The organism is Paenibacillus sp. BGI2013 (assembly GCF_002843485.1).
GTDB lineage: Bacteria > Bacillota > Bacilli > Paenibacillales > Paenibacillaceae > Paenibacillus > Paenibacillus amylolyticus.
Genome location: NZ_PJFA01000003.1, coordinates 621,002 through 643,487 on the forward strand (window position 1 = coordinate 621,002; position 22,486 = coordinate 643,487).

Annotated in this window: 23 protein-coding genes and 1 other annotated feature; of the genes, 11 read left to right on the forward strand and 12 right to left on the reverse strand. The window is 44.8% G+C overall.

The window, feature by feature from the left end:
- Nucleotides 1-55 precede the first annotated feature (55 nt).
- Complete coding sequence (locus CXK86_RS10110; protein ID WP_076250120.1) at nucleotides 56-238, forward strand: YjfB family protein; 183 nt, start codon at nucleotides 56-58, stop codon at nucleotides 236-238.
- 131 nt (nucleotides 239-369) lie between these two features.
- On the opposite strand, the gene CXK86_RS10115 is transcribed toward CXK86_RS10110, so the two are convergent.
- The 5 genes from CXK86_RS10115 to CXK86_RS10135 all read right to left on the reverse strand — a co-directional run bounded on the left by CXK86_RS10115 (nucleotide 370) and on the right by CXK86_RS10135 (nucleotide 5,935).
- Nucleotides 370-1,101, reverse strand: coding sequence for an HAD family hydrolase (locus CXK86_RS10115; RefSeq protein WP_076250122.1), 732 nt, complete (start codon nucleotides 1,099-1,101; stop codon nucleotides 370-372).
- Nucleotides 1,102-1,172: 71 nt separating this feature from the next.
- Nucleotides 1,173-2,222: a zinc-dependent alcohol dehydrogenase gene (locus tag CXK86_RS10120; protein WP_076250123.1), complete on the reverse strand. Its 1,050-nt coding sequence runs from the start codon at nucleotides 2,220-2,222 to the stop codon at nucleotides 1,173-1,175.
- Nucleotides 2,223-2,423: 201 nt separating this feature from the next.
- The gene (locus CXK86_RS10125; protein ID WP_076250125.1) at nucleotides 2,424-3,662 is read right to left on the reverse strand and encodes an aspartate aminotransferase family protein; all 1,239 of its coding nucleotides are present in this window, start codon (nucleotides 3,660-3,662) and stop codon (nucleotides 2,424-2,426) included.
- 89 nt (nucleotides 3,663-3,751) lie between these two features.
- Entirely contained in the window at nucleotides 3,752-4,960 is a 1,209-nt protein-coding gene (locus CXK86_RS10130) for an MFS transporter (protein WP_076250127.1), read from the reverse strand.
- A 342-nt stretch (nucleotides 4,961-5,302) separates the two neighbouring features.
- A complete protein-coding gene (locus CXK86_RS10135; RefSeq protein ID WP_076250128.1) occupies nucleotides 5,303-5,935 on the reverse strand; it encodes a hypothetical protein in 633 nt (210 codons plus the stop codon).
- 203 nt (nucleotides 5,936-6,138) lie between these two features.
- Between CXK86_RS10135 and CXK86_RS10140 the strand changes: the two genes are divergently transcribed.
- Complete coding sequence (locus tag CXK86_RS10140) at nucleotides 6,139-6,840, forward strand: pseudouridine synthase (protein ID WP_076250130.1); 702 nt, start codon at nucleotides 6,139-6,141, stop codon at nucleotides 6,838-6,840.
- 71 nt (nucleotides 6,841-6,911) lie between these two features.
- Here CXK86_RS10140 and CXK86_RS10145 read toward each other — a convergent pair whose 3' ends face one another.
- The 3 genes from CXK86_RS10145 to CXK86_RS10155 form a co-directional block, all read right to left on the reverse strand.
- The gene (locus CXK86_RS10145) at nucleotides 6,912-7,850 is read right to left on the reverse strand and encodes a DMT family transporter (RefSeq protein WP_076250132.1); all 939 of its coding nucleotides are present in this window, start codon (nucleotides 7,848-7,850) and stop codon (nucleotides 6,912-6,914) included.
- A complete protein-coding gene (locus CXK86_RS10150; RefSeq protein ID WP_076250134.1) occupies nucleotides 7,847-8,698 on the reverse strand; it encodes an AraC family ligand binding domain-containing protein in 852 nt (283 codons plus the stop codon). The genes CXK86_RS10145 and CXK86_RS10150 overlap by 4 nt, the downstream gene beginning before the upstream one ends.
- A gap of 225 nt (nucleotides 8,699-8,923) precedes the next feature.
- Entirely contained in the window at nucleotides 8,924-10,039 is a 1,116-nt protein-coding gene (locus tag CXK86_RS10155) for an NADH:flavin oxidoreductase (protein WP_076250136.1), read from the reverse strand.
- A 223-nt stretch (nucleotides 10,040-10,262) separates the two neighbouring features.
- On the opposite strand from CXK86_RS10155, the gene CXK86_RS10160 reads away from it, so the two are divergent.
- The 8 genes from CXK86_RS10160 to tyrS all read left to right on the forward strand — a co-directional run bounded on the left by CXK86_RS10160 (nucleotide 10,263) and on the right by tyrS (nucleotide 18,160).
- Complete coding sequence (locus CXK86_RS10160; protein WP_076250137.1) at nucleotides 10,263-10,844, forward strand: TetR/AcrR family transcriptional regulator; 582 nt, start codon at nucleotides 10,263-10,265, stop codon at nucleotides 10,842-10,844.
- 54 nt (nucleotides 10,845-10,898) lie between these two features.
- On the forward strand, nucleotides 10,899-11,198 hold the full coding sequence (locus CXK86_RS10165) for a Dabb family protein (RefSeq protein WP_076250139.1): 300 nt from the start codon (nucleotides 10,899-10,901) through the stop codon (nucleotides 11,196-11,198).
- Between the two features lie 46 nt (nucleotides 11,199-11,244).
- Complete coding sequence (locus CXK86_RS10170) at nucleotides 11,245-12,024, forward strand: NRDE family protein (protein ID WP_076250141.1); 780 nt, start codon at nucleotides 11,245-11,247, stop codon at nucleotides 12,022-12,024.
- Between the two features lie 323 nt (nucleotides 12,025-12,347).
- Nucleotides 12,348-13,664: a nucleobase:cation symporter-2 family protein gene (locus CXK86_RS10175; protein WP_076250143.1), complete on the forward strand. Its 1,317-nt coding sequence runs from the start codon at nucleotides 12,348-12,350 to the stop codon at nucleotides 13,662-13,664.
- A 311-nt stretch (nucleotides 13,665-13,975) separates the two neighbouring features.
- A complete protein-coding gene (locus CXK86_RS10180) occupies nucleotides 13,976-15,445 on the forward strand; it encodes a protein adenylyltransferase SelO (protein WP_076250145.1) in 1,470 nt (489 codons plus the stop codon).
- A 96-nt stretch (nucleotides 15,446-15,541) separates the two neighbouring features.
- Nucleotides 15,542-15,985, forward strand: a complete 444-nt coding sequence (locus tag CXK86_RS10185) for an Imm63 family immunity protein (protein ID WP_076250147.1) — start codon at nucleotides 15,542-15,544, stop codon at nucleotides 15,983-15,985.
- 20 nt (nucleotides 15,986-16,005) lie between these two features.
- On the forward strand, nucleotides 16,006-16,455 hold the full coding sequence (locus CXK86_RS10190; protein WP_076250149.1) for a DMP19 family protein: 450 nt from the start codon (nucleotides 16,006-16,008) through the stop codon (nucleotides 16,453-16,455).
- A 98-nt stretch (nucleotides 16,456-16,553) separates the two neighbouring features.
- Nucleotides 16,554-16,781 (forward strand) — a binding site (T-box leader).
- Nucleotides 16,782-16,897: 116 nt separating this feature from the next.
- Nucleotides 16,898-18,160: a tyrosine--tRNA ligase gene (tyrS, locus tag CXK86_RS10195; protein ID WP_076250151.1), complete on the forward strand. Its 1,263-nt coding sequence runs from the start codon at nucleotides 16,898-16,900 to the stop codon at nucleotides 18,158-18,160.
- A gap of 156 nt (nucleotides 18,161-18,316) precedes the next feature.
- Here the strand turns inward: tyrS and CXK86_RS10200 are convergent, their stop codons facing one another.
- The 4 genes from CXK86_RS10200 to CXK86_RS10215 form a co-directional block, all read right to left on the reverse strand.
- The gene (locus CXK86_RS10200) at nucleotides 18,317-18,595 is read right to left on the reverse strand and encodes a YxcD family protein (RefSeq protein ID WP_017687903.1); all 279 of its coding nucleotides are present in this window, start codon (nucleotides 18,593-18,595) and stop codon (nucleotides 18,317-18,319) included.
- Between the two features lie 5 nt (nucleotides 18,596-18,600).
- Complete coding sequence (locus CXK86_RS10205; protein ID WP_036613538.1) at nucleotides 18,601-19,098, reverse strand: hypothetical protein; 498 nt, start codon at nucleotides 19,096-19,098, stop codon at nucleotides 18,601-18,603.
- Nucleotides 19,099-19,196: 98 nt separating this feature from the next.
- Nucleotides 19,197-19,763, reverse strand: coding sequence for a PadR family transcriptional regulator (locus CXK86_RS10210; protein WP_036613540.1), 567 nt, complete (start codon nucleotides 19,761-19,763; stop codon nucleotides 19,197-19,199).
- 173 nt (nucleotides 19,764-19,936) lie between these two features.
- The gene (locus CXK86_RS10215; RefSeq protein WP_036672768.1) at nucleotides 19,937-20,512 is read right to left on the reverse strand and encodes a beta-class carbonic anhydrase; all 576 of its coding nucleotides are present in this window, start codon (nucleotides 20,510-20,512) and stop codon (nucleotides 19,937-19,939) included.
- A gap of 349 nt (nucleotides 20,513-20,861) precedes the next feature.
- Here CXK86_RS10215 and CXK86_RS10220 point away from each other — a divergent pair, with 349 nt between their 5' ends.
- Nucleotides 20,862-22,376 carry a carboxypeptidase M32 gene (locus CXK86_RS10220; protein ID WP_101313667.1) on the forward strand — a complete coding sequence of 505 codons (1,515 nt, stop codon included), beginning with the start codon at nucleotides 20,862-20,864 and terminating at the stop codon, nucleotides 22,374-22,376.
- Nucleotides 22,377-22,486 lie beyond the last annotated feature (110 nt).

Sequence of the window (22,486 nt, forward strand, 5' to 3'; positions counted from 1 at the left end):
AACCGATATATAATAAGTACATCTATGTAATCAGAAAGTGAAAGGAGTGCAGAACATGGATATTGCAGCATTATCAATGGCGATGAGCCAAGCTTCAGTAGTGCAGTCGGCAAGCTTGCAAGTGATGTCGATTACAAAAGACATGGCACAGCAGCAAGGCCAGCAGATGGCGGAAATGTTGAAGTCAATACCTGCTCCTCATCCCAATCTGGGTAGAAGTCTCGATCTTTCGGTTTAGTTGAAATTACAGCATGTGTTCTTATGTAACACCCATTGCAGCAAGCAAATCCCAAACAGCTCCAATTCAAATGAATTGAAGCCGTTTGGATTTTTTTTTTTCTAAATCCTCATTCCGAAATTACGATCTTCTCAGCGAAACTTTGACAAACTTGGCAATCTGCCTTCAAAGGGCAGTGTATTCTTCAATGTCCATAACTCATCGTAACTGGAAATCTGAAGATCGGCTTTGGACAAGTCCTGATTGCCTGATCCCGGATTACGATATCCGATGCAGCGCATGCCTGCACTTTTGGCGGCTTGGACACCATTGCGCGAGTCCTCGATCACCAGACAATTTGAAGGGGATGCACCAATCATCTCAGCGGTGGTCAGGAAAATATCTGGGGCCGGCTTGCCGTTTGTAACTTCCTCACCTGTCATTCGCACCTCAAAGTATTGCCCAAGTCCGGTTTTGTCCATGATCAGATCGATCAGTGCACGTGGAGAGGAAGAAGCTACGGCTATGGGAATGTGTTGCTCATGCAGCCAGCTTAACCAGCGTTCCACGGAAGGCATTGCCGTCAGATTCGGATGGGCAAGCATGGTTTGCATCACATTATGCTGATGATAAGCAAATATTTCTTCCAGCGTAGCTGTCAGCTGATGTTTGTCCAATACTTGTTGCCACATGGATTCCAGCGTAACTCCAACATAGGTATGATGTTCTTCATCAGTCACCCTTGCTCCAAAATGGGTAAAAGAGCTGCGCTCAATCTCGAAATAAATCGGTTCGCTGTCAATTAGTACACCATCCATGTCAAAAATGACCGCTTGAATGATATCATGGGCTCCCAGTCCGTTAGATTCTTTGTTCGCTGCCATGTTGTATTCCTCCTCCAGGATTGTGTATACATATATCTCTAATGTAATCCATTCATGGTTAACCTTCCACTTTAGAAACTGGAACCGCTGGATTGCAGCACAACTTTAATGGCATGTGATGAGGCTTGAAGTGTGCGTCCCTGAATATCGCAGCCAAGTGTGCGGAATGCTTCTTCGTAATCCTCCAACGGGAAGGAGTGGGTGATGATTTTTTTTGCCGGAATAATCCCTTGTTCAATCATATAATGTGCGGTTGCAAATGTTCCCAGAGAATCGATGGAACCAATAATTTTCAGACTGCGGTCCACAACTTCCTTGGGATTGAAGGATGTGTTTCCATCTCTCAGACCAACCAGCATCAGGTAACCGCCGCTGGCGAGTTGGGAAAGTACTTGTGTGCCCACAACGCCCGTTGTATCAACGATCATATCGACCTGCTGGGTTTCGGGTGACAGTGATTCTATGGCATTTTCGAAGGATGAATGAACTTCCCAACGATCAGGTGCAATGGAACCGGCAATAGCCAAGCGTTCTTCGGAGATGTCGACCAGACAGCCGGTAACCCCTTTAGAGGCGAGCGCGTAGCTGTACAGAATGCCAATCGGGCCTGCGCCGAGGATGATTGTTCTGAAATTCGGGAGTAAATGAATCTGATTAATCCCGGTCAGCATACAGCTGAGTGGTTCCGTCAAAGTTGCTTCTTCATAGCTCACATGATCCTTCAATTTGTACAAAAAACGATCCTCGGTCACATAATAATCTGTAAATGTTCCGTCAGCACTCACACCTGTCTCGGTAACAGACTTATGTGTGCAATGATTTTGTCTGCCTGTTCTGCACATGTCACATTGTCCGCAATAATAGGTAGGGTCGACTACAACACGGTCGCCCGGTTGTAATGTCGTAACCGCAGAGCCAACTTCAATGACTTCCCCAGCAGACTCATGACCGAGAATGACAGAAGGGACCGCATGATATTTGCCGCTTACAATACCGAGATCGGTACCGCATACACCAGTTGCTCGAATACGAACCAACACCTGATTATCTCTTGTGATTTCCGGGACAGGCCGATCCTCAAGCGCCACATCCCAAGCCGATTTGTATACCAATGCAAGCATGATATAACCTCCTTATAGTAATAAAATTGTATTTCAGATTACACGATAACGAAGAGAACAGAACAAACATGTAGAAGCGGAGCGTTCGCCTTTATCAACGGATTTTTCCCTTGGGAAAAGGGGAATCAAAAAATCCGGGGATAACAGCGATCGAAAGGTTGTTCTGTTTGCGTAGTGTTCGAGTGTAATATGAATTACTCACTAATGAACGCTGGCAAGCACCGAATCCAGCCGCTCTACAATCTCAACCAGTTCGTCTTCAGTTGTGGTGAGGGAAGGCCGAACCTTAACAACGTTGCCAAATCCATATCTTGAACTTCTCAAGATCAGATGCTCATCTGTAAAAGCACGGTCAACAATGGCATTGGTTTTGAGCGTATCCGGTTCATTACCGTCACCTACAATTTCCAACCCCCACATTAACCCGACACCACGAGCTTCACCGATACTTGGGTATTTCATAGCCAATTCATGCAGCAACTCACCCAAAATTTCACCTTTGCGTTTCACCGCATCCAGAAACCCGGGTTCGGATACCACTTCCAAGGTGGATTTGGCAGCAGTTACGGAGATCAGATTACTTCCTGAGGTGAAGGAATGTTCGTGCTTTTCGAGCACGTTCAGCCGGGATTGCATTAACACCGCAGCAACAGGTACGCCGATCCCGCCAAGACCTTTTGCAAGGGTAATCATATCAGGCTGGATATCAAACAGTTCGCTGGCGAACATGGTTCCGGTACGACCGATTCCTGTCTGTACTTCGTCAGCAATGAGAATAATATTGTACTCATCACACAGTTTACGCAGTCGTTTGAAATATCCGGCAGGAGGAATGATATTGCCGCCATTTCCGAGAATGGGTTCGATAATCATGCAGGCGACTGAGCCGGAACTTGCATATTCTATCGCATCAGATATAGCTTCAACGCATTGATAGCCGCAGTCTCCATTTGAGGATTTGAATGGGCAACGATAACAGTATGGGGCAGGTACATGGACAGCGTTAGCCACAGCCGAATTGGGGAAGCGTTTCCGTCTAAAGGCATTCCCCGAAATCCCAGTGGCAAATTGGGTCTGCCCATGATGGGACAGATACAGGCTGATGATGTCTGTTGATTCGGTATACTTCTGTGCAATTTTGGTTGCACATTCGTTGGCAGTTGAACCAGTGATATCCCGCATCCATCCGGCATTAATGTCGTTTGGAGCATATTCGATTAAGTGATCAAGTACTTCATTTACGTACGGTTCGGTGAAGGAGGAAGACATATGCGTCAGATTGCCGACTTGTTCCTGAATTTTGCTGACAACATGTGGGTGATTATAGCCCAGTGACAGATTGAATGTTCCCGACACGCCATCCAGGTATTCAACACCTGAATCGTCAATCAACTTAATCCCTTTTCCGGCTATGAAGCGGTTGTTGGTTAAAGTTTGCATACGATTTCCTCCAATATAATGGTGTACTAGCTCGAACGAAGCTCAACAATCCGGATGATGCGGGCATCACCTCCCTTAAGAAACGATGTTTACATTTCCTTACTATGTTGTGCGAGAGCAGTACGTACTGCATTATTTTCTACAGTCCATAGATGAGAGACCATCAATGTGAGCAGCAAGATCAGACAGAATCCGGCCAAAATCCAGATCGTATTCACGACAGGCCCTGTACTCATACTCCATCCAGTCACATACTGCAAGATGGCACCTCCAATACCACCCGATGCGATCATGATACTGGTTGTCCGCTCGGTCATACCGGGAATCAGAACATTTGCGTAGACTAGTGCGATACAGAACAGCCCCGACATGAACAGACCGGTTCCGAAGATCAGCACATACGTTGCCCACTGTCCAGTTACAAATACCATAGCGACAGTAAACAAAAGCGTGCCAACCGTGCTCCAGATCAGGAATGGCATATAGTTGACGGCTTCCGCTATTTTCCCGGAGAAAAGACGACCGATGATCATCGCAATCCACAGGATGGAGACACTCAGCGATGCGACAGATTCCTGAAGGTGCAATCGTTCTACGAGAATGGAGGGCAGGAAGTTCATCAATCCCAGTTCCAATCCCATGTAGATGAAAAAGAAGATGACGAAGATTGTCAGCAGACCCAGATGTTTTCTCGAATATTGGGCTTTACCTGCTGCATGTGCCACTGTATTCTCGCCAGCCTGTTCCAGATACAGTGCGGCTGGCTGGGGCATAGTAATCCACAGCAGCATGAGAACTAGTGACAACACGGCCACCGTATAAAAAGTAAGATGCCACAGATCTATCCAGATGAATAAAGCAGCGACAGCCGGGATGAGAAGTGCTCCAAGAGCAAAGAAGACATCCAGCTTGGACATGGCGACCGCCTTTTGATTCTCAGTGAATTCGATCGTGAATGCACCTACAGAGGGTTCGATGATACCTGAACCGAAACCTACGATAATTGTGAGAAGAAGAACTACAGACCAGGATGGCAGAAAACCGAGTACTATATAGGCGGCTACAATACAGATCAGAGCTAGGGTCAGCATCGCTTTTCTTCCGATACGGGCTGTCAGGGCAGGAGCTGCGATGACACCGACAAGAAATCCAAGAAACTGCAGAAATAACAAAAATCCGCCATCACTGTAACCGCGCTCATAATGTGACAATAAAACAGGAAGAAGTGCACCGAGCACAACGCTGGTTATGCCGATTAACAGATAAAAACCGCAGCTTAGAGCGAATATTCTTTTCAAAAGCCTGCCTCCTAGTTGGATATAAATTTTATATTATGTAATTTATGTTTATTTCATATATAACTTATACCATAATTGTCCAAATGTACATGCTTTTTGTTGTAAAATAATGTTAAATTTTGATGAAGAGAAATATTTCTTGTACTAAATTTTTTCTAAAACGATTTCGTGTCGAAAGGGTAGATATGATTTAATTCATATGACCTTTTAACAGGGTTTTCCATCTGTATTGATCGAGGATAGTAAAACGTGCATATATAAAAAACGTTCCCTGTCTGAGTAGACGGGAAACGTTCTGATTAGCCGTTTTATATGATGATACCTGACCTCAACGAATCGCCATTAAGCAGTTTGCACAAAGAAAATTCCATCGAATGGTGCGTGCGCAGACGCGGGACCACTTCGCAAAAATAAATAACCGTTTGCATCGGGAAGACCCAATATATCCCGATAAGGCTCAGGAAAATCTCCGGAATATATTTGACAAACCAGTTGATGTTCTTCTAGCAAATGGTCAATTCCTTTCACACAGTTTGTTACAGTGGGAGAGAAAAATGAAAATGCAGGGAACTCATGATCGTCTAACTCCATTTCAATCAAATGTACGCCGCTTAACGGAATGGGTGGAACGGGACATACGGAAGTGAGTGGATGCGAAGATACCGAGACATAAGTGCATCCGGCAACAATATTCTCGTTCCATTCCAGCTCATCTCCCGTATAGGTTACCTGATCCAGAAAGTATTCGGAAGCGGAGTAGGTCGAGAAGACCGAGATATATTTATCTTGTGGTAAAGAAGGGATATGGACCTGCTGTGAAAGTGTATTGCAATTGATGGAGAACAGATGTAATAAAGGCTGCCCCTCAGGGTTGAGTGGCCAGTCGGAAATGTATGCAGTTTCTCCACCAATCCACATGCCAGAGTCTTGGTTTGGATCATCGGGGTCAACTGTAAATCGAGTAACTTTGTACATGAGAAACTCCTTCCAGAGTGTAATTTGGCTTTCCTATGTAACGTTGTATGTGTTTTTTATAACCAATCATTGCTTCGTTTCAGTATAAATGAGATGATGTGGAATGAAAATCAGTACAAGGTACTAACTGATTGCACGAAGCGAATGAACGTACCAGTACTCTAAGCACCAGTGGCAATACTATAGATGAGAAGCGGTGACACATGTTAATTAACAAATACATAAGTGAAACGGGATTCTGCTCCCGCAGGGAAACGAACCGTTTAATTGCGGCCGGACGAATAACGATCAATGGCAGGGTATGTGAAAAAGGGGCCGAAGTTGAACCTCACGATGTGGTACTCATTGATGGGAAGGAGATTCCTCGTAATGACAGCGAACCTGTCTACATTGCTCTGAACAAACCCATCGGTATTGTCTGCACAGCAGCAGAACATGTGGAGGGGAACATCATTCAATATATGAATTATCCTTCTCGCATATTTGCGATAGGCAGGCTGGATAAGGCATCTGAGGGGTTGATTTTGCTTACGAATGACGGAGGCATTGTGAACAAGATGATGCGTTCGGAGCATAATCATGATAAAGAATATGTAGTGACTGTAGACAAACTCATAACTGACGAATTCGTAAAGTCCATGTCTGAAGGCGTTGAAATTCTGGACGTGGTGACCAAGCCCTGCGAAGTGTATAGGCAAAGTGACAATGTATTTCGTATTATTCTGACACAGGGTCTCAACCTGCAGATCCGCAGAATGTGCAAAGCCTTGGGGTACCGAGTCCTGAAGCTGGAGCGTGTACGAATTATGAATATTACGCTGGATCAACTGGAGCGGGGGCAATGGCGTCATCTGGAGCAAGAGGAACTGGAGATTCTGCTGTCTCAATTGAATAAGATAAAATGAATGACTTCTGCTGCATGTTAACGGTGGTCAACCACGATGTCCAGTTATATCAGTGAAAAATGAAGCAAACACTAACCGCTATGCGGATTAGTGTTTTTGTTGTTATGCTTGTGTCCTTTTTGTTCTGAAATGTAAGAGCCAAATAGGGTTAAGAACGCACCGAGTACAATCACCCAGGTTATCTGCTCTTGAAGAATCAGTATAGATGACACAACAGTAATGACAGGCACGAGATAGATATATACACTCGCTTTAATAGCTCCAAGAAGACTTACAGTCCGGTTCCAGGTCACGAAACACAACGCGGAGGCACCCAGACCGAGGTAGAGAATATTGGAGAGATTGGTCATGTTTGTGAAGCGTCCGAGTTCCAAGTGGAATTCAAACAGGAAAAGAGCTGGCAGCATGAAGATCAGGCCATAGAAGAACACTTTGCGAGTCGCACCAATGGAGTGATAGCGAAGCTGCCCAATTTTCCGCATTAGCACAGAGTAGATCGCCCATACCGCAGGTGCTATGAAAGCAAGCAGATCACCTATCGGATTCAGTTGCAGAATGAAACTGCCGTTCAGTGCGATGAGTAGGATGCCGCTCAAGGCAATCCCGAATCCGATAATGAAGCGGCGAGTTAACTTCTCACCATCTAAGAAGAAGTGTGCGAGCACGGCAGTGAAGAACGGGGCAATGGAGACAATAACACCCACGTTGGAAGCTGTTGTGTACACCAGAGCAATATTTTCAATAAGAAAATATAACGTCACCCCACATAGTCCTGCTCCAATAAATAACCATTCTTCTCTGAATGAGGCGATCCGCAGTGAACGTGGATAGATCAATAACAGTATCAAATACCCGATCAGGAAACGGAAAAATAGAATCTCCACTGGAGTAAAGTCAATCAGCAGAACTTTGGTCGAGACAAAGGTAGTTCCCCAGATCAGTATAGTAAACAAAGCGAGTAGATGTCCGGTAGAGGCTTTAGTGTTTTGATGATCAAGATGACTTGTCATACGATGTTAGTGGTGGTTCGTTTCAACTCTGAATCATGATTGAAGATACGTCTATATTGCTTGGGTGTCAGGCCGATCAGTTTTTTGAAAAAATTCGTGAAATGGCTCTGGTCACTGAATCCTGTCTGTGCAGCTACTTCAATCGGAAGCAGACCTTGTTCCAGCAGACGTTTGGCTTGATTAATGCGAATCGTTTCCAGGTAACGGTAAGGTGATATTCCTTTCTGGCGGGTGAATAAACGCAGCAGGTGGTACTTGCTCATCTCCGTCAAATCGGCTAACTCGTTCAGCGAGATGCTCTCCATGTAATGAGCTTCTATGTAATCACATATGCGTCTGATCTCCAAGGTAACATCCTGTGTGGAAACAGGTGGTTCAGCATCCGAATAATCTCGCAGCAATTGATCCAGTAGTAAGAGTAACAATTCTTCTTTGCAGAAATCCGATTGCTCTTCCAGAATCATCTGATGCAGCTCGTGCAGGGAACCCACAAGTTCACTTTGGTAGAGAACGGGGGATGTAAACCGTGGCAAGTAAGCTTGTCCGGTAATCTCTCTCACATACTCTCGCATAACCTCAGGCTGGACATTGATACAGCGATAATCGAGGGTTCTGCCATCGACCTGTTCGCAGGCATGAGGATCATGTGGATTAAAAACAATCATGTCACCACTATTCAGAATGTATTCTTCGTTGTTGCAGACGAGGTGTCGTTTGCCTTCCTCAATGAATCCAATGACATAATAGTCATGAAAATGATTGGGAAACTTCTGCATAATGCCTTCAAATTGATAAGCTTCTAGCTGTAGATCGGTATCAAATACGACAGTCCGGACTTCCCGAGTCATGATGCACCTTCTTTCTGGTAAGTTAAGATCATTATAGGTTGCAAAGAAGGAATTTTCTTGAATGATATTGCTATTGCTCGAAGTGTTTGGTCGGACAGATATCTCTAAAAACAAAATACCCGCAATCCCGGAGGGAAAGCGAGCCCTTTGCTAAGTATAGTTGATTCATGAGTTCAAACCTATATATAGTGGAGAAAAAATCTCTGGAACAATAAGGTATTGTTCTTAGTGTAACGTAGCGAGTACTTCAGGTGTAAAAGGGTGAATTTCAGATACGCGGCCTTCCTGTATTTTAACTGCCCATGCCGGGTCACCAAGAAGCGCACGTCCCACAGCCACCAGATCAAATTCCTGTTGATCGAAACGCTTCATAAGCTCGCTCATACCTGGATGTGTTGCTTTATCTGCTCCTGCTTCAGGCTCATCTGGCATACCCACAGAACCGACGGTAATGGTGGTTTGACCACTTAGCTTTCGCACCCAACCTGCAAATCCAAGCTCAGATCCTTCAAACTCGGGCTCCCAGAAGCGTCGTGTCGAGCAGTGGAAGATATCTACACCTGCGTCAACCAGCAAATGAAGGAATTGTTCCAGTTGTTCGGGGGTGTCGAACAGTCTGGCTTGATAATCATTCATCTTCCATTGGGAAATCCGCATCGCGATAGGGAAATCAGGACCTACCGCAGCACGAACTGCCATTACAACTTCAACCGCGAATTGAGTTCGTTTCTGTAGGTCACCGCCATAGCGGTCTGTTCTCCTATTCGTTGTTTTCCAGAAAAATTGATCGATCAGAAAACCGTGTGCACCGTGAAGCTCAATTCCGTCAAAACCAATGCTTTGTGCATTGGCTGCTGCATCGGCATAAGCTTGAATCACAGTTGCGATCTCTGCCTCCGTCATTGACTCACCTACTTGAGTACCTTCCATATCAACTCCCGATGGACTAAGTGATTCAGCCTCGGGGTGAGGCTGAGATTCGGAAGGGCGAACGATTCCCATGTGTAAAATCTGCGGAAAAATCTTGCCGCCGGCTTCATGGACTTGTTCGACCACTTCAGCCCAGCCTTGAAGAGCTGCTTCTCCATACATATGAGGGATTCTAGGCTCACTTGATGCAGATGGATGCTTAATGGTCGCACCTTCGGTAATAATGAGTCCAACACCATGCTCGGCACGCCTACGATAATATGCAGCTACATCGGGACCTGGCACACCATCCGGGGAGAAGGCACGAGCCATGGGGGACATGACGATGCGCGAGGATAGGGTTAACTTTTGAACAGTGTATGGTTGGAACAGAAACTCTGTAGAAATAACGTTATGTTGTTGATTACTCAAACTAAGCACCTCCATTATTATGCACCTTCAAGCGGGTACGAGTGCAATCTTAACAAGGTGTATAGGCATGCTCAACCAACAATCGAAGCATTTTGTTGCTTAAGCGAAAGACACGGATTATTGTATGGTGTCTTTGCACTTACTTTCACTTGTTGAACAAATAACACTTATCTATAATGAAGGAGTCTAACCAAATATTTTGTGTACAAAGGAGGATTGGGACATGTCTGGTGTATTGTCTCCAAACTCGAATGATTCGCGTGTAATCCGCACGCGTCAATTAATTCTTGATGCGTTTTTAAACCAATTGAATATTAAAAATTTCAACAGCATTACGATTCAAAACATTACGGAACAAGCCACAATTAACAGGGCTACATTCTACGCCCATTTTCAGGATAAATATGCACTGCTTGAAGCCTTTTTAGCGGATGCTTTTATGGAATACGTGACGAAAAGAGTGGACCCGGATGCCCGGTTATCAGCCGAAACCATACAGCAGCTTATATTTTCATTATGTGATTATCACGTCTCAAGTAATGGTTGCATCAAAAAATATGAGACAGTTGCACCAATTATTGAAGAGAACATCAAGACTCAACTGGAGCAATTCCTTCTTGAATTATTGAGCAAAGTAGCGGGTGATGTAGATCCCAAAACGCTGAAAATTACGGCAACCACACTAAGTTGGTCGATCTATGGAATGACGTATCGATGGAATATTGAAGGCGGGCAGGAATCTCCGGCTGAATTAGCCAACAGAGTGGTCCCTTATATGATGGGTGGATTGGAATTGTTGAATTGACTTCATTTAACGAAATTGCATTAATATTCGGATGGATATGGGAGGAATAACAAGATGTTTGAACATTTGGTTGTTTTTAAATTTAACGATAAAACCACACTAGCTAAACAGCAGGAATGGGTGGATCAATTGCTCACGTTACAGGAACAAATCCCGGGGATTGTCGGGCTGACCGCAGGGATCAATGCAACGGAAGAAACGGATCGTATCCAAGGTTACACGATTGGATTGAGAGTGACGTTTGAAGATCAGGAGGCATTGCGCGCCTATGGTCCACATCCTGCTCATCAGGCATTTGTAGCTTCCCTCGATGGTTGGGTGGAAGATGTAATTGTAGTTGATTATGCTATATAAAGGCGCGAAATCAGAGGTTTAACGAATATAGGAGTTGAAGATTCCCATGTGTTTAATTTTATTTGCTTACAACATGGATCCAAAGTATCCGCTTATATTGGGATCAAATAGGGATGAATTCTATCACAGACCTACGGCTCAAGCACACTATTGGGAAGATCATCCTCATATATTGGCTGGCCGGGATTTGTCGAAAATGGGAACCTGGATGGGCGTAACCACAGAGGGGCGTCTGGCTGCTACCACGAATTATCGTGATCCGAATGAAGATGTACATGCCAAGGGCTCAAGAGGAGATCTGGTTGCTGATTTTTTAAAGGGAACGTCCACACCTGAGCAGTATATGCAACATGCGGAGCAAAGCCGAAATGATTATCCTGGCTACAATTTGTTAGTGGGTGATCTTGACGACCTCTATTATTATTCTAATGTAGGTAATGTTGTGATGAAGTTGAAACCGGGAATATACGGGATTAGTAATCACTTGATTAATACGGATTGGCCCAAGGTGAAGCGTGGAAAAGAAGGGCTGGAGAAAATCATCCAAGGGGAGGACGAAGCTACCCTGACAGAAGAAATATTAGGTTTGCTGCAAATGGCAGACCCTTCAGTGGATGAGCTTTTGCCCCATACAGGTGTTCCATTGGAGTGGGAACGTTTGCTTTCTCCCATCTTTGTTAGAAGTGAGAAATTCGACTATGGGACCAGAGCTTCATCCGTTGTTCTGATGAACAGAGAAGAAGTGTTTTTTACGGAGAGGGTTCACCAGAACGGAGAGGTAATGGAGCAACGTTTTAACATCAAACCTCTTAACACGACAAGCTGAGAATATGAAAGAAATGATGTTCTGACATTATGCATTAACATGAATTTACATGAATCACTGAAGTTACCTCTCACGTTCATGTTTCATTGCTTCTGAGTGTAAAGAGTACTTTCGTTTTTCTGCGTCAACTAATATAACACGATACAAACGGTTTGAGAGTACCTTTTGTATAACACGCCCAATTTTAGTTGGGCTCTTTATCTCTTATCACAATTCTATGTTATGAATCATGGAACTTCCCTGAATAGTTTATATAATGTGAATCAACATAACATGATTTTGCAGCGGTTTGGTTGATTCTAATTTCAGGGGGGCAACGTGGGATGAAAGAAACCAAAAAGATGAGAGTTTTTTCACTGGGAATTCAGCACGTACTCGCGATGTATGCGGGAGCAATTCTGGTGCCTTTGCTTGTGGGCAGAGCACTAAATCTGACTGCAGAGCAGTTGGCGTATCTGGTATCCATTGACCTGTTAACGTGTGGGATTGCAACATGGCTTCAGGCTCGGAAAGGGAAGTATCTGGGTATAGGTTTGCCAGCGGTGCTCGGAAGTTCTTTTGTAGCGGTGACACCCATGATTGCGATTGGATCGCAATACGGAATTCCTGCCATATATGGGTCGATCATCGCAGCCGGGTTATTTATCGTCATCTTTGCCGTATTTTTTAGCAAAATCGTCAAATTGTTTCCGCCAGTTGTGATCGGTACAGTGGTAACCATTATCGGTCTTGCGCTAATCCCAACCGGCATTAAAAACATGGCGGGTGGAGCAAACAGCGAGAATTTCGGAAGTTTGGACAATTTGGCGCTTTCATTTGGTGTATTACTGTTCATTCTAATCCTGAATCGATATGCTCGCGGTTTTGTAAAATCCCTGGCTGTTCTCCTTGGTATTATTGTGGGAACCCTCATCGCAGCCATCATGGGAAAAGTGAATTTTGCCTCTGTACAGGAAGCCTCCTGGTTCCATTTACCTCAACCCTTTTACTTTGGATGGCCTACCTTCGAAATCGGCCCCATTATTACAATGATTATTGTAGGTACGGTGGTTATCATCGAATCAACAGGTGTATTTATGGCTTTGAGCAAAATCTGTGATCAACCGATCAACGAAAACGATCTGGCACGGGGATATCGCGCAGAAGGTCTTGCGTTTGTCCTTGGCGGCATCTTTAATGCTTTTCCATATAATACATTTGCTCAGAATGTTGGTTTGGTTCAGCTCTCCAAAGTGAAAACGACCAATGTTGTTGTTGCAGCCGGAGGTATACTGGTCTTTCTCGGACTTATTCCCAAAGTAGCTGCTTTTGCAACCATTATTCCAAGTGCTGTCCTCGGAGGAGCGACTGTTGTCCTGTTTGGAATGGTCGTCTCATCCGGGATCAAAATGCTGCAAAACGTCGACTTTGGCAAACAATCGAATCTATTGATCGTGGCTTGCTCCGTTTCACTTGGGCTCGGTGTTACTGCTGTACCCGATCTGTTTGCCCAGCTTCCTCAAAGTATTCGGATTATTGTTAGCGATGGTATTATTACGGGAAGCCTGTCAGCCATCCTGCTTAATGTCTTCTTTAACCTTGCTTTGAAAAAAGAGAAATTGCCAATACAGCCTGTACAGGCTCAAGAAGCACATACGTAATCCTTGTAATAACAGACGTGTCATCTGGTAGTAAGTGGAATAGATCCAAGATGGTTTTCTGGGAAGTGGAATGTAAGACAATGATTCCACTTGGCAAAGAAACCTCTTGGATTTTTTGGTGCTTACGATTCATGAGGAATGCAAAAGACATGCAAATATGCTAAAGTTTCATCAAGAACATTTTAGATGTTCGTTTAAGTCAACAACCTCTTGAATTGAATTTCCATGCGACTACATAAATGAGCATTGGTTCACAAGGCTACAATATAACCAAGGGATATCCCTGGTGCAGAAAAGGAGTTGTGATCACCATGCAACAAGAAACGTTGAACAAAGGGTGGAACTTGGAGAATAGTTATGCGCAGTTGCCGCAACCCTTTTTTACAAGTCAGGGCGCAGTGCCTGTTGAATCACCAAAGCTGATTATTTTCAATAGACTGCTTGCATCCAGCTTGGGTCTGGATGTGGAGTCTCTTGACAGTGAGGAAGGAGCGGAAATTTTTGCAGGTAACCTGATTCCGGAAGGGGCCGAGCCTTTAGCTCAAGCCTACGCAGGGCATCAATTCGGCAATTTTAACATGCTTGGAGATGGACGAGCTTTGCTGTTGGGTGAACAGATTACGCCACAGGGCGAGCGAGTGGATATCCAGCTGAAAGGTTCAGGGAGAACACCGTACTCTCGTGGAGGAGATGGACGTGCTGCTGTAGGGCCCATGTTGCGAGAGTATATTATTAGTGAAGCGATGTATGCACTGGGGATCCCAACGACACGCAGTCTGGCTGTGGTATCAACAGGAGAAAACATTATCCGCGAAACAGAGCGGCCAGGTGCCATTTTAACGCGTGTGGCTTCCAGTCATATCCGGGTAGCAACCTTCCAGTATGCAGCCAGATGGGGGTCTATCGACGATCTTCGGGCGTTGGCTGATTACACGTTGAATCGACATTTCCCTAAGGTTGCCCAAGCCGAAAATCGCTATCTTTTGTTCCTTCAAGAAGTGATTAAGCGGCAGGCGGCACTCGTTGCCCAGTGGCAGCGTGTTGGTTTCATTCATGGCGTGATGAACACGGATAACATGGCGATCAGTGGTGAGACCATCGATTATGGTCCGTGTGCCTTTATGGATGCTTACAATCCTTCGACCGTATTCAGCTCCATTGACAGGCAAGGTCGCTATGCTTATGGTAATCAACCGTATATTGCCGGGTGGAATTTGGCTCGTTTTGCCGAGACGCTTCTGCCGTTGTTGCATGAAGATGAAGAACAGGCCGTGCAACTTGCTCAGGATGCTATCGCACAATTTTCTGAATTGTACCATCATCATTGGCTCAAGGGAATGCGTGCCAAACTGGGCTTGTTGGATGAAGAGGCCGAAGATGAAGCGCTGATCAAGGAGCTTCTTGAACTTATGGAGAAGCATAGTGCAGATTACACCAATACGTTTCTGGCATTGACCTTTGATACATTGGAAGGGACAGCTTTGTTTGGCACGACAGAATTTGCTGAATGGCATGAGCGGTGGCAAGCAAGATTGGACAGACAGCAAGAGGAGAAGGAAGTCTCTCGACAGTTGATGAGAACAAGCAATCCAGCCGTCATTCCCCGAAATCATCGGGTCGAGGAAGCCCTTGAGCAAGCGGAGAATCACGGAGACCTTAGCGTGATGGAGAAGCTTTTGGCAGTTCTTTCAGATCCGTTTGCACACTCACCTGAACAGGCTGAATATGCCGAACTACCTGCACAATGTAATACTTCGTATCAGACTTTTTGTGGGACCTGATTGAACAGTAGGAATAAATATGAAGAGGCTGCCTTGGGCAGCTTTTTCATTTTTTTATTCTGTCATCGACGTTACTTTATAGAGGCAGGTGCATTCATGTCCAACATGTTAAGCAAACAACAATTGGCAGACATCCTTTTACAGCTTTTAGAGCGTACATCTTTTCCCAGGGAACAGATGCAGAACTATGTTAACCGCTTGTTTGAGACCTTTAAATGGGATGGGGTGCCTTATGTAGAGACTGGAGAAGATACGTATATCGTACGAATATACGAACGTGGTCACGTCTCATTGGAGAAACAGGTGAAACAGCCGGATGAAGTCATCTATTGGTTGCTGGAAGATATTATTTTCACCGCGACGCATGTAGGGTTGTTGGAAAGACATGGCGTGGATAATAAAGAGACGCATTTGAACTATACAAATGAAGTGATGAAGGACCTGAACAGGGGTGTCCTGGAAGCCTTCCAGCAGATCGGTAATCCTTATTTACATTGGCATCAGACGGGCAAACGTCAGGACTTAGAGGGCATGGCATAAAGAAAAGTGAGGTGTGTTACATGAGCGAGCAAGATATTAATGACGTATGGTATGACTATGCTGTGTTATTTGTCGAAAAAAAGAATGAATCTGAACAGGGCTGGGCATCGTTGACTTCGAATGAGCAGGACATTGCTGCTTTATGGCTGTTAGAGGCGGATGTCTTTAATGGCGGTTTTATACAGTTTTTCTGCAACTGGGGGGAAGAGGTATACCGTTACGCGTTGCGGGCATTACATATCATTGGTGCGACTCAAGTCGTGGAGATTATAACGTCAGCATACGGCTACATTGAGCACTTGAAAGAGGATGAAAGGCTTACCGAACTGTGGGATATTCCTAAATTCCTGACAAAGGAACAAGAGCAGCAGTTAGATGCGCTGGATCAGCAGTTTTGGAACAATGAGGATCAGATCGCGGAGAAAGCTTATGGTTATTATCACGGAAAATTGAACATGATGATTATATAATCTGGTTTCAACTATGCATCCGTTGTTCTGTTCGAAGATTAATACTTGGTCTTGCAATGACTGAAACGTTCGGCTATACTTGCTATAAATTGAATACATGAATCACGTTGATAGAGCGCAGTAGCGGCTTTGTCCCTGTTACAGAAAGTCAGGGGTTGATGGAACCTGATACATACAAGGGCTGCGAATTACACTCTGGAGTACTTGGGTAATGCCAAGCGGATGGGCAAACGATATATTGCCAAAAGTGGTATGGATAACGTGTTAAGGTCACGTGTTGTCCATGCAATTTGGGTGGTACCACGGTTATGATAATCGTCCCTGTGTCTAATGAAGACAAGGAGGCGATTTTTTTGTGTCCAAAAAAGCCGTTCCAGCGTGTAATTTCGTAATTTAACGTAGATCATGACTGAATCTTGAGGATAGAAAAGGGGTTATACACATGAATATTATTGATGAACTACAGTGGCGTGACGCCATTAACCAGCAGACAGATGCAGAGGGACTGCGTGAGTTGACTGAAACCAAATCAATCTCACTGTACTGCGGCGTTGACCCTACGGGGGATAGCATGCATATCGGACATCTCATTCCATTCATGATGCTGAAACGTTTTCAACTGGCAGGACACCGTCCGGTTATTTTGATTGGTGGAGCTACAGGAACGATTGGTGATCCAAGTGGTCGACAGGCAGAACGTTCTTTGCAAACGATGGAGCAAGTGCAGGAGAATGTGGATGCACTGACAGCGCAGATGAAGAAGCTGTTCGTAACAGACGGTGATAATCAGGTTCGCATGGTGAACAACTACGATTGGACACACAAAATCAATGTGATTGAATTCTTGCGTGACTACGGCAAAAACTTTAACCTTAACACAATGTTAGCTAAGGATGTAGTTGCGAGCAGACTGGAAGGCGGAATCTCGTTCACCGAGTTTTCATACCAGATCCTTCAATCACTCGACTACCTGCACCTGTTCCAAAACGAAGATGTACAGCTTCAAATTGGCGGTTCGGATCAATGGGGGAATATCACGAGTGGTCTTGATCTGATTCGTAAAAAAGAAGGATCTGAAGCGAAGGCGTATGGTCTGACCATTCCGCTCATGCTCAAATCGGACGGAACCAAATTCGGTAAAACAGCTGGCGGCGCAATCTGGCTTGATCCGAACAAAACGACACCATTTGAATTCTACCAGTTCTGGGCGAATACAGATGACCGTGATGTCATTAAATACTTGAAATACTTTACTTTCCTCAGCAAAGAACAAATCGAAGCTTTGGCTGAAAAGGTAGAGACAGAGCCGCACAGACGTGAAGCACAGAAAGCACTCGCGGAAGAAATGACAAAATTCGTTCACGGCGAAGAAATGCTCGAACAGGCTAAACGTATTACAGCGGCGCTGTTCAGTGGTGATATCCGTTCCCTGACAGCAGATGAAATCGAGCAGGGTTTCAAGGAAATGCCAACATTCGAAACGGACGGGGAAGCGAAAAATATCGTCGACTGGCTCGTAGATCTGGGGTTGGAGCCATCCAAACGCCAGGCGCGTGAGGATGTCACTAAAGGCGCTATCTCCATGAACGGTGAGAAAATCACGGAGCTTGAATTCACAGTGTCGGCAGAGCATGGCATTGGCGGTAAATTCATTATTATCCGTAAAGGTAAGAAGAACTACAGCCTGGTTAAACTTCAATCGTAGTTTCCAAGAATTAGAACGTAACACAGAGACGTATAGAGACTACAATAGACGCACAAATAGAGCTACAAATACAGAAACAAAAAGACCGCCTTCCATCTCTGTCAGGCGACAGAGGGGAGGCGGTCTTTCGTATATCAGGCCAGTGATTGACCTATCTTATTGATTAACGATCGCTGTGATTTCTTCATCCAGATCAAGTCGCACATTTTCACGGTACGCCCGGATGTTGTATTCACTGTGCAGGTAACGAAGAATCGCTTCAATCATATTGGACTCGACCAGATATTGACTGCGTCCTTGGATCCAAACTTCAGCGGAATAACCTGTATCTTCTTCCCAGCTCAGTTCTACATTCACATCGGTTGGACGTACACCCTTACGTTCTGCCATATGAATACAGATTGCATTCACAATTTCATCCATGCTCAGAACCATAGAGATTAGTACCGTCCGTTTCTGTTACGGTCATCATCACGATCATTGCGACGGTCATAACGACCATCCGCTGCAGGTTTGCGACGATTGGAGATGGCTCTGAAGAGTGCCATAGCCAGCATAACAATCAACATAATTGCTGCAACGTTCACGAGCAATCCAAGGATGTTACCCAGAGCGCCCATGCCACCGAACAATCCGCCAAACATCATACCAGCAAGACCACCAAGCATCATGCCTTTCATGAATCCGCCGCCACCGCCGAAGAATCCGCCACGGTTCGTTGTAGCTGCTCCATTGCTGGAATTGTTATTCGTATTCGATTTGCTTACATTGCTGTCGGATTTCTTAGGTGTATTGCTATAACTTTTTGTACCGGACTTGAATCCGCCACCACGTCTTGCATCTGCAGAATCCGGATTCGTTACTCCCACTGTTGCGAACAATAATGTAAAGGCCATAAATACCATCATTAGATGTTTAACTCCGAATTTTTTCTTCATTGTAAAGATCGTAACCCCCCGATTAATTTGTTTGAATCGCCCAAAAATGGGCCTTACTCATGTAATACGGTCAACTTGCAGGAACGTTTCAAATTTTATTAAATTTCTGAAACGCTTGGACTTGGGTCTTGAATTGCAGCTTGGCCATCAAGCAATTGGGTAACCCAATGACACCATTCCAGGCCTGTTTGTGCGTGCATTAACCCTTTTTGTACCAGGATGTAGCTTCCAAAATCTCGGTTGCCTACACGAAGATTATCCTGAGGTATACGTGACTTCAGATCCTCGAAATAACGTATGCGTTCCATAAACCAGCTTTTACGCTCGTTAAGAATGCGTCTCATGCTTCCGTCTTCCGCTATGCCAACACACAAAATACGCAAATTAAATTCATCGCGTGTAACCGGTGCGGTAACAGGAGTAATCATCCATTCCAAGAGCTTTTCAATGCCTTTTTCCGTAACTGCGTACATTTTCTTGTCCGGTTTGTCAGACTGTTGTACCCAGCGGGAGGCCAATAACTCATCGTTTTCCATCTTGGACAGGAGTGGATAGATCTGGCTGTGTTTCGCCTGCCAATGTGGCTGGATTTTCAGCATCAGATCATAGCCCGATGACTCCTCGCGGGTAAGCAGCCCGAGTAATCCGTAGGAAAGTATGTTCATGCACATGTCTCCTTAATATTAGGGCTAGGTCAGAGAGAACAATCGTTTTTACTTTCTTTGACCGCTTTCATAAAAAGTGTACACTGAAACTGTATGGTTTGACAACCTGACAGAACAACTGCCTTAATTTAGACAAAAAAAGTGCGAACCATAAGGTCCGCACTCCAAACCATTTAGAGAGATGCCTGTTGTCCATACCCCTCAGCGACAAGATCAAGTTCACCTGTAGCAGAATCGATAACCATGCCGTGGACGGGTACATTGGGAGGAAGTAAAGGATGTTTCTTGATCACTTCCACAGTATGTTTTACCCCTTCTTCGACGCTGTCAAACCCGCGCAACCATTTTTGCAAACGGATGCCAGAGTTCTCCAGAGTAGTCATGACTTCTTCCGATACGCCACGCTCTACCATATGTCCAATCATGGTCTCAGCGTGAAGGGAAGCCATACCACATTCCGTATGCCCCACTACCAGGACTTCATCTGCACCCAGTTCATAGATGGCGACAAGTACACTACGCATTACACTCCCGAAAGGCTGCGAGATAATTGCGCCTGCGTTTTTGATGATTTTCACATCACCGTTTTTCAGGTTCATGGCCTTGGGCAGCAATTCCACCAGACGTGTATCCATACAAGTGATGATAACCATCTTTCTGGTTGGAAACTTGCCAGCCGTATACTTTTCGTATTCTTTGGTCTCGACAAATGATTTGTTGTAAGTCAAAATCTCTTGAATGTTGTTCATGTCCATTGCCTCCTGTTATCCAATACGACGAGCACGGCCACTTGCATATGATGCAGCTTGTCCTACACGCCTTTGCTTTAATAGTATTTCACGGTCAGCAGATGGCATTACTCCAACCCTTTAGAGGTTGTTCAAAAAGTCCACTTTTGATTACAAATCATGCCTGAGGGCATCATCAGCATCGAAGCTGAACGCCATTTCTATCTTCTCGGTAATGAAAACCAGACTTTTTGAACACGTATCTTTAGGAGAACAATGCAATTTTCATCTGTTAAAAGTTGATTATACGCAATGCAAAAAGTATCATCAATAGGGTATAACATTTTTTTTGAAGAGGTGAACGATAACAATGGATAAACAAACACAGGAACATTTGGAATCCTTCCGTAATCTGGCTCGTAAAATTAAGAGCTATCATGAAGCCATTGGTTTGCTTCACTGGGATCTGCGCACAGGTGCGCCGAAAAAAGGCGTTCCGACTCGTTCGGAGACGCTGGGTATGTTGTCCACCGAAGCATTCAAGCTGCAAACCTCGGCTGACATGAAGACTTACCTGGATGCATTAACGACTCCAGCAGTATTGGAACAGCTCGAAGATATAGATCGTCGTCTGGTTGAAGATTGCAAGAAAGAATATGATCGCAGTCAATCCGTACCACCTGAGAAAGTACAAGCTTATACCGTGCTAACAGCCAAGTCGGAAACGGCATGGGAAGATGCCAAGCATAATAGTGATTTTGCAGGATTCTCACCTTATCTCACAGATATCGTTAAGCTCAAACAGGAGTTTATTGATTATTGGGGTGTGAAGGATACACGTTATGATACGCTGCTTGATATGTATGAACCGGATCTGACGGTTGAGAAAGTGGACGCTGTGTTCGCCCGCCTCAAAGCACGTTTGGTGCCTTTGCAAGAGAAGATTAATGCTTCAGAAAACAAGCCAAATACAGAGTTCCTGAATCAGTTGTTTGACACCAAACAGCAGGAAAAATTCAGTCTGTTCATCCTGGAACAAATGGGCTATGACTTTGAAGCTGGACGATTGGACGAGAGTGTTCATCCTTTTGCAACGGGTCTTAACCCGGGTGATGTGCGGATCACAACACATTATCTGCAAGATGATGTAGCAAGCGCAGTCTTCAGTTCACTGCATGAGGGCGGACATGCCCTGTACGAGCAAAATATTGATGACAGTCTGGCGGGTACCCTTCTTGCCGAAGGAACGTCCATGGGGATTCATGAGTCCCAGTCCCGTCTTTGGGAAAACATGATTGGTCGCAGCCTGCCATTCTGGACACGCTATTACAAAGATTTGCAACAGCATTTCCCGCAACTGAGCGAGGTTGAACTGGAAGATTTTTATCGTGCAATCAACCGGGTAGAGAGTTCACTCATTCGGATTGAAGCGGATGAACTGACCTATAACCTGCATATTATTATCCGATATGAGATCGAGAAAATGTTATTCAACGATGGTCTGGAAGTGAAAGACCTGCCAGAGACCTGGAATGCAAAATACAAGGAATACCTAGGTATTATGCCAACGAATGATGGAGACGGTGTTCTTCAGGATGTTCACTGGTCTGGTGGTGACTTTGGTTACTTTGCTTCGTATTCTCTGGGTAATATGTATGCAGCTCAAATTCTACATACATTGCGCAAGGAAATGCCGGAGTTTGATACCCTCATTGCCGAAGGTAATCTGATTCCAATTAAGGAATGGCTTACAGACAAGATCTACCGGTATGGTAGAAGTCGCACACCTTCCGAATTAATTGTTGCCATAACGGGTGAAGAATTGAACCCGGATTATCTGGCTGATTATCTGGAAGCCAAATATGCCGAGATTTACAAACTGTAGGTATCCCCGTAAATAACATACTGAATAATATTTCGAAGAGCTGAAGAGTCGGGCAACATTGCCCGGCTCTTTTTTGCATTTAAGTTCTTAACCTTTTGTTGGGCATCGGC

Bases quoted from the DNA above. Each gene is read 5' to 3' on its own strand.
- CXK86_RS10180 (WP_076250145.1), top strand. From the start codon at position 13,976: ATGCAACAAGAAACGTTGAACAAAGGGTGGAACTTGGAGAATAGTTAT.
- CXK86_RS10150 (WP_076250134.1), bottom strand. From the start codon at position 8,698: ATGACTCGGGAAGTCCGGACTGTCGTATTTGATACCGATCTACAGCTA.
- CXK86_RS10135 (WP_076250128.1), bottom strand. From the start codon at position 5,935: ATGTACAAAGTTACTCGATTTACAGTTGACCCCGATGATCCAAACCAA.
- CXK86_RS10120 (WP_076250123.1), bottom strand. From the start codon at position 2,222: ATGCTTGCATTGGTATACAAATCGGCTTGGGATGTGGCGCTTGAGGAT.
- CXK86_RS10205 (WP_036613538.1), bottom strand. From the start codon at position 19,098: ATGAAGAAAAAATTCGGAGTTAAACATCTAATGATGGTATTTATGGCC.
- CXK86_RS10110 (WP_076250120.1), top strand. From the start codon at position 56: ATGGATATTGCAGCATTATCAATGGCGATGAGCCAAGCTTCAGTAGTG.
- CXK86_RS10220 (WP_101313667.1), top strand. From the start codon at position 20,862: ATGGATAAACAAACACAGGAACATTTGGAATCCTTCCGTAATCTGGCT.
- CXK86_RS10185 (WP_076250147.1), top strand. From the start codon at position 15,542: ATGTCCAACATGTTAAGCAAACAACAATTGGCAGACATCCTTTTACAG.
- CXK86_RS10125 (WP_076250125.1), bottom strand. From the start codon at position 3,662: ATGCAAACTTTAACCAACAACCGCTTCATAGCCGGAAAAGGGATTAAG.
- tyrS (WP_076250151.1), top strand. From the start codon at position 16,898: ATGAATATTATTGATGAACTACAGTGGCGTGACGCCATTAACCAGCAG.
- CXK86_RS10200 (WP_017687903.1), bottom strand. From the start codon at position 18,595: ATGGTTCTGAGCATGGATGAAATTGTGAATGCAATCTGTATTCATATG.
- CXK86_RS10145 (WP_076250132.1), bottom strand. From the start codon at position 7,850: ATGACAAGTCATCTTGATCATCAAAACACTAAAGCCTCTACCGGACAT.
- CXK86_RS10215 (WP_036672768.1), bottom strand. From the start codon at position 20,512: ATGAACAACATTCAAGAGATTTTGACTTACAACAAATCATTTGTCGAG.
- CXK86_RS10115 (WP_076250122.1), bottom strand. From the start codon at position 1,101: ATGGCAGCGAACAAAGAATCTAACGGACTGGGAGCCCATGATATCATT.
- CXK86_RS10170 (WP_076250141.1), top strand. From the start codon at position 11,245: ATGTGTTTAATTTTATTTGCTTACAACATGGATCCAAAGTATCCGCTT.
- CXK86_RS10160 (WP_076250137.1), top strand. From the start codon at position 10,263: ATGTCTGGTGTATTGTCTCCAAACTCGAATGATTCGCGTGTAATCCGC.
- CXK86_RS10175 (WP_076250143.1), top strand. From the start codon at position 12,348: ATGAAAGAAACCAAAAAGATGAGAGTTTTTTCACTGGGAATTCAGCAC.
- CXK86_RS10190 (WP_076250149.1), top strand. From the start codon at position 16,006: ATGAGCGAGCAAGATATTAATGACGTATGGTATGACTATGCTGTGTTA.
- CXK86_RS10140 (WP_076250130.1), top strand. From the start codon at position 6,139: ATGTTAATTAACAAATACATAAGTGAAACGGGATTCTGCTCCCGCAGG.
- CXK86_RS10165 (WP_076250139.1), top strand. From the start codon at position 10,899: ATGTTTGAACATTTGGTTGTTTTTAAATTTAACGATAAAACCACACTA.
- CXK86_RS10210 (WP_036613540.1), bottom strand. From the start codon at position 19,763: ATGAACATACTTTCCTACGGATTACTCGGGCTGCTTACCCGCGAGGAG.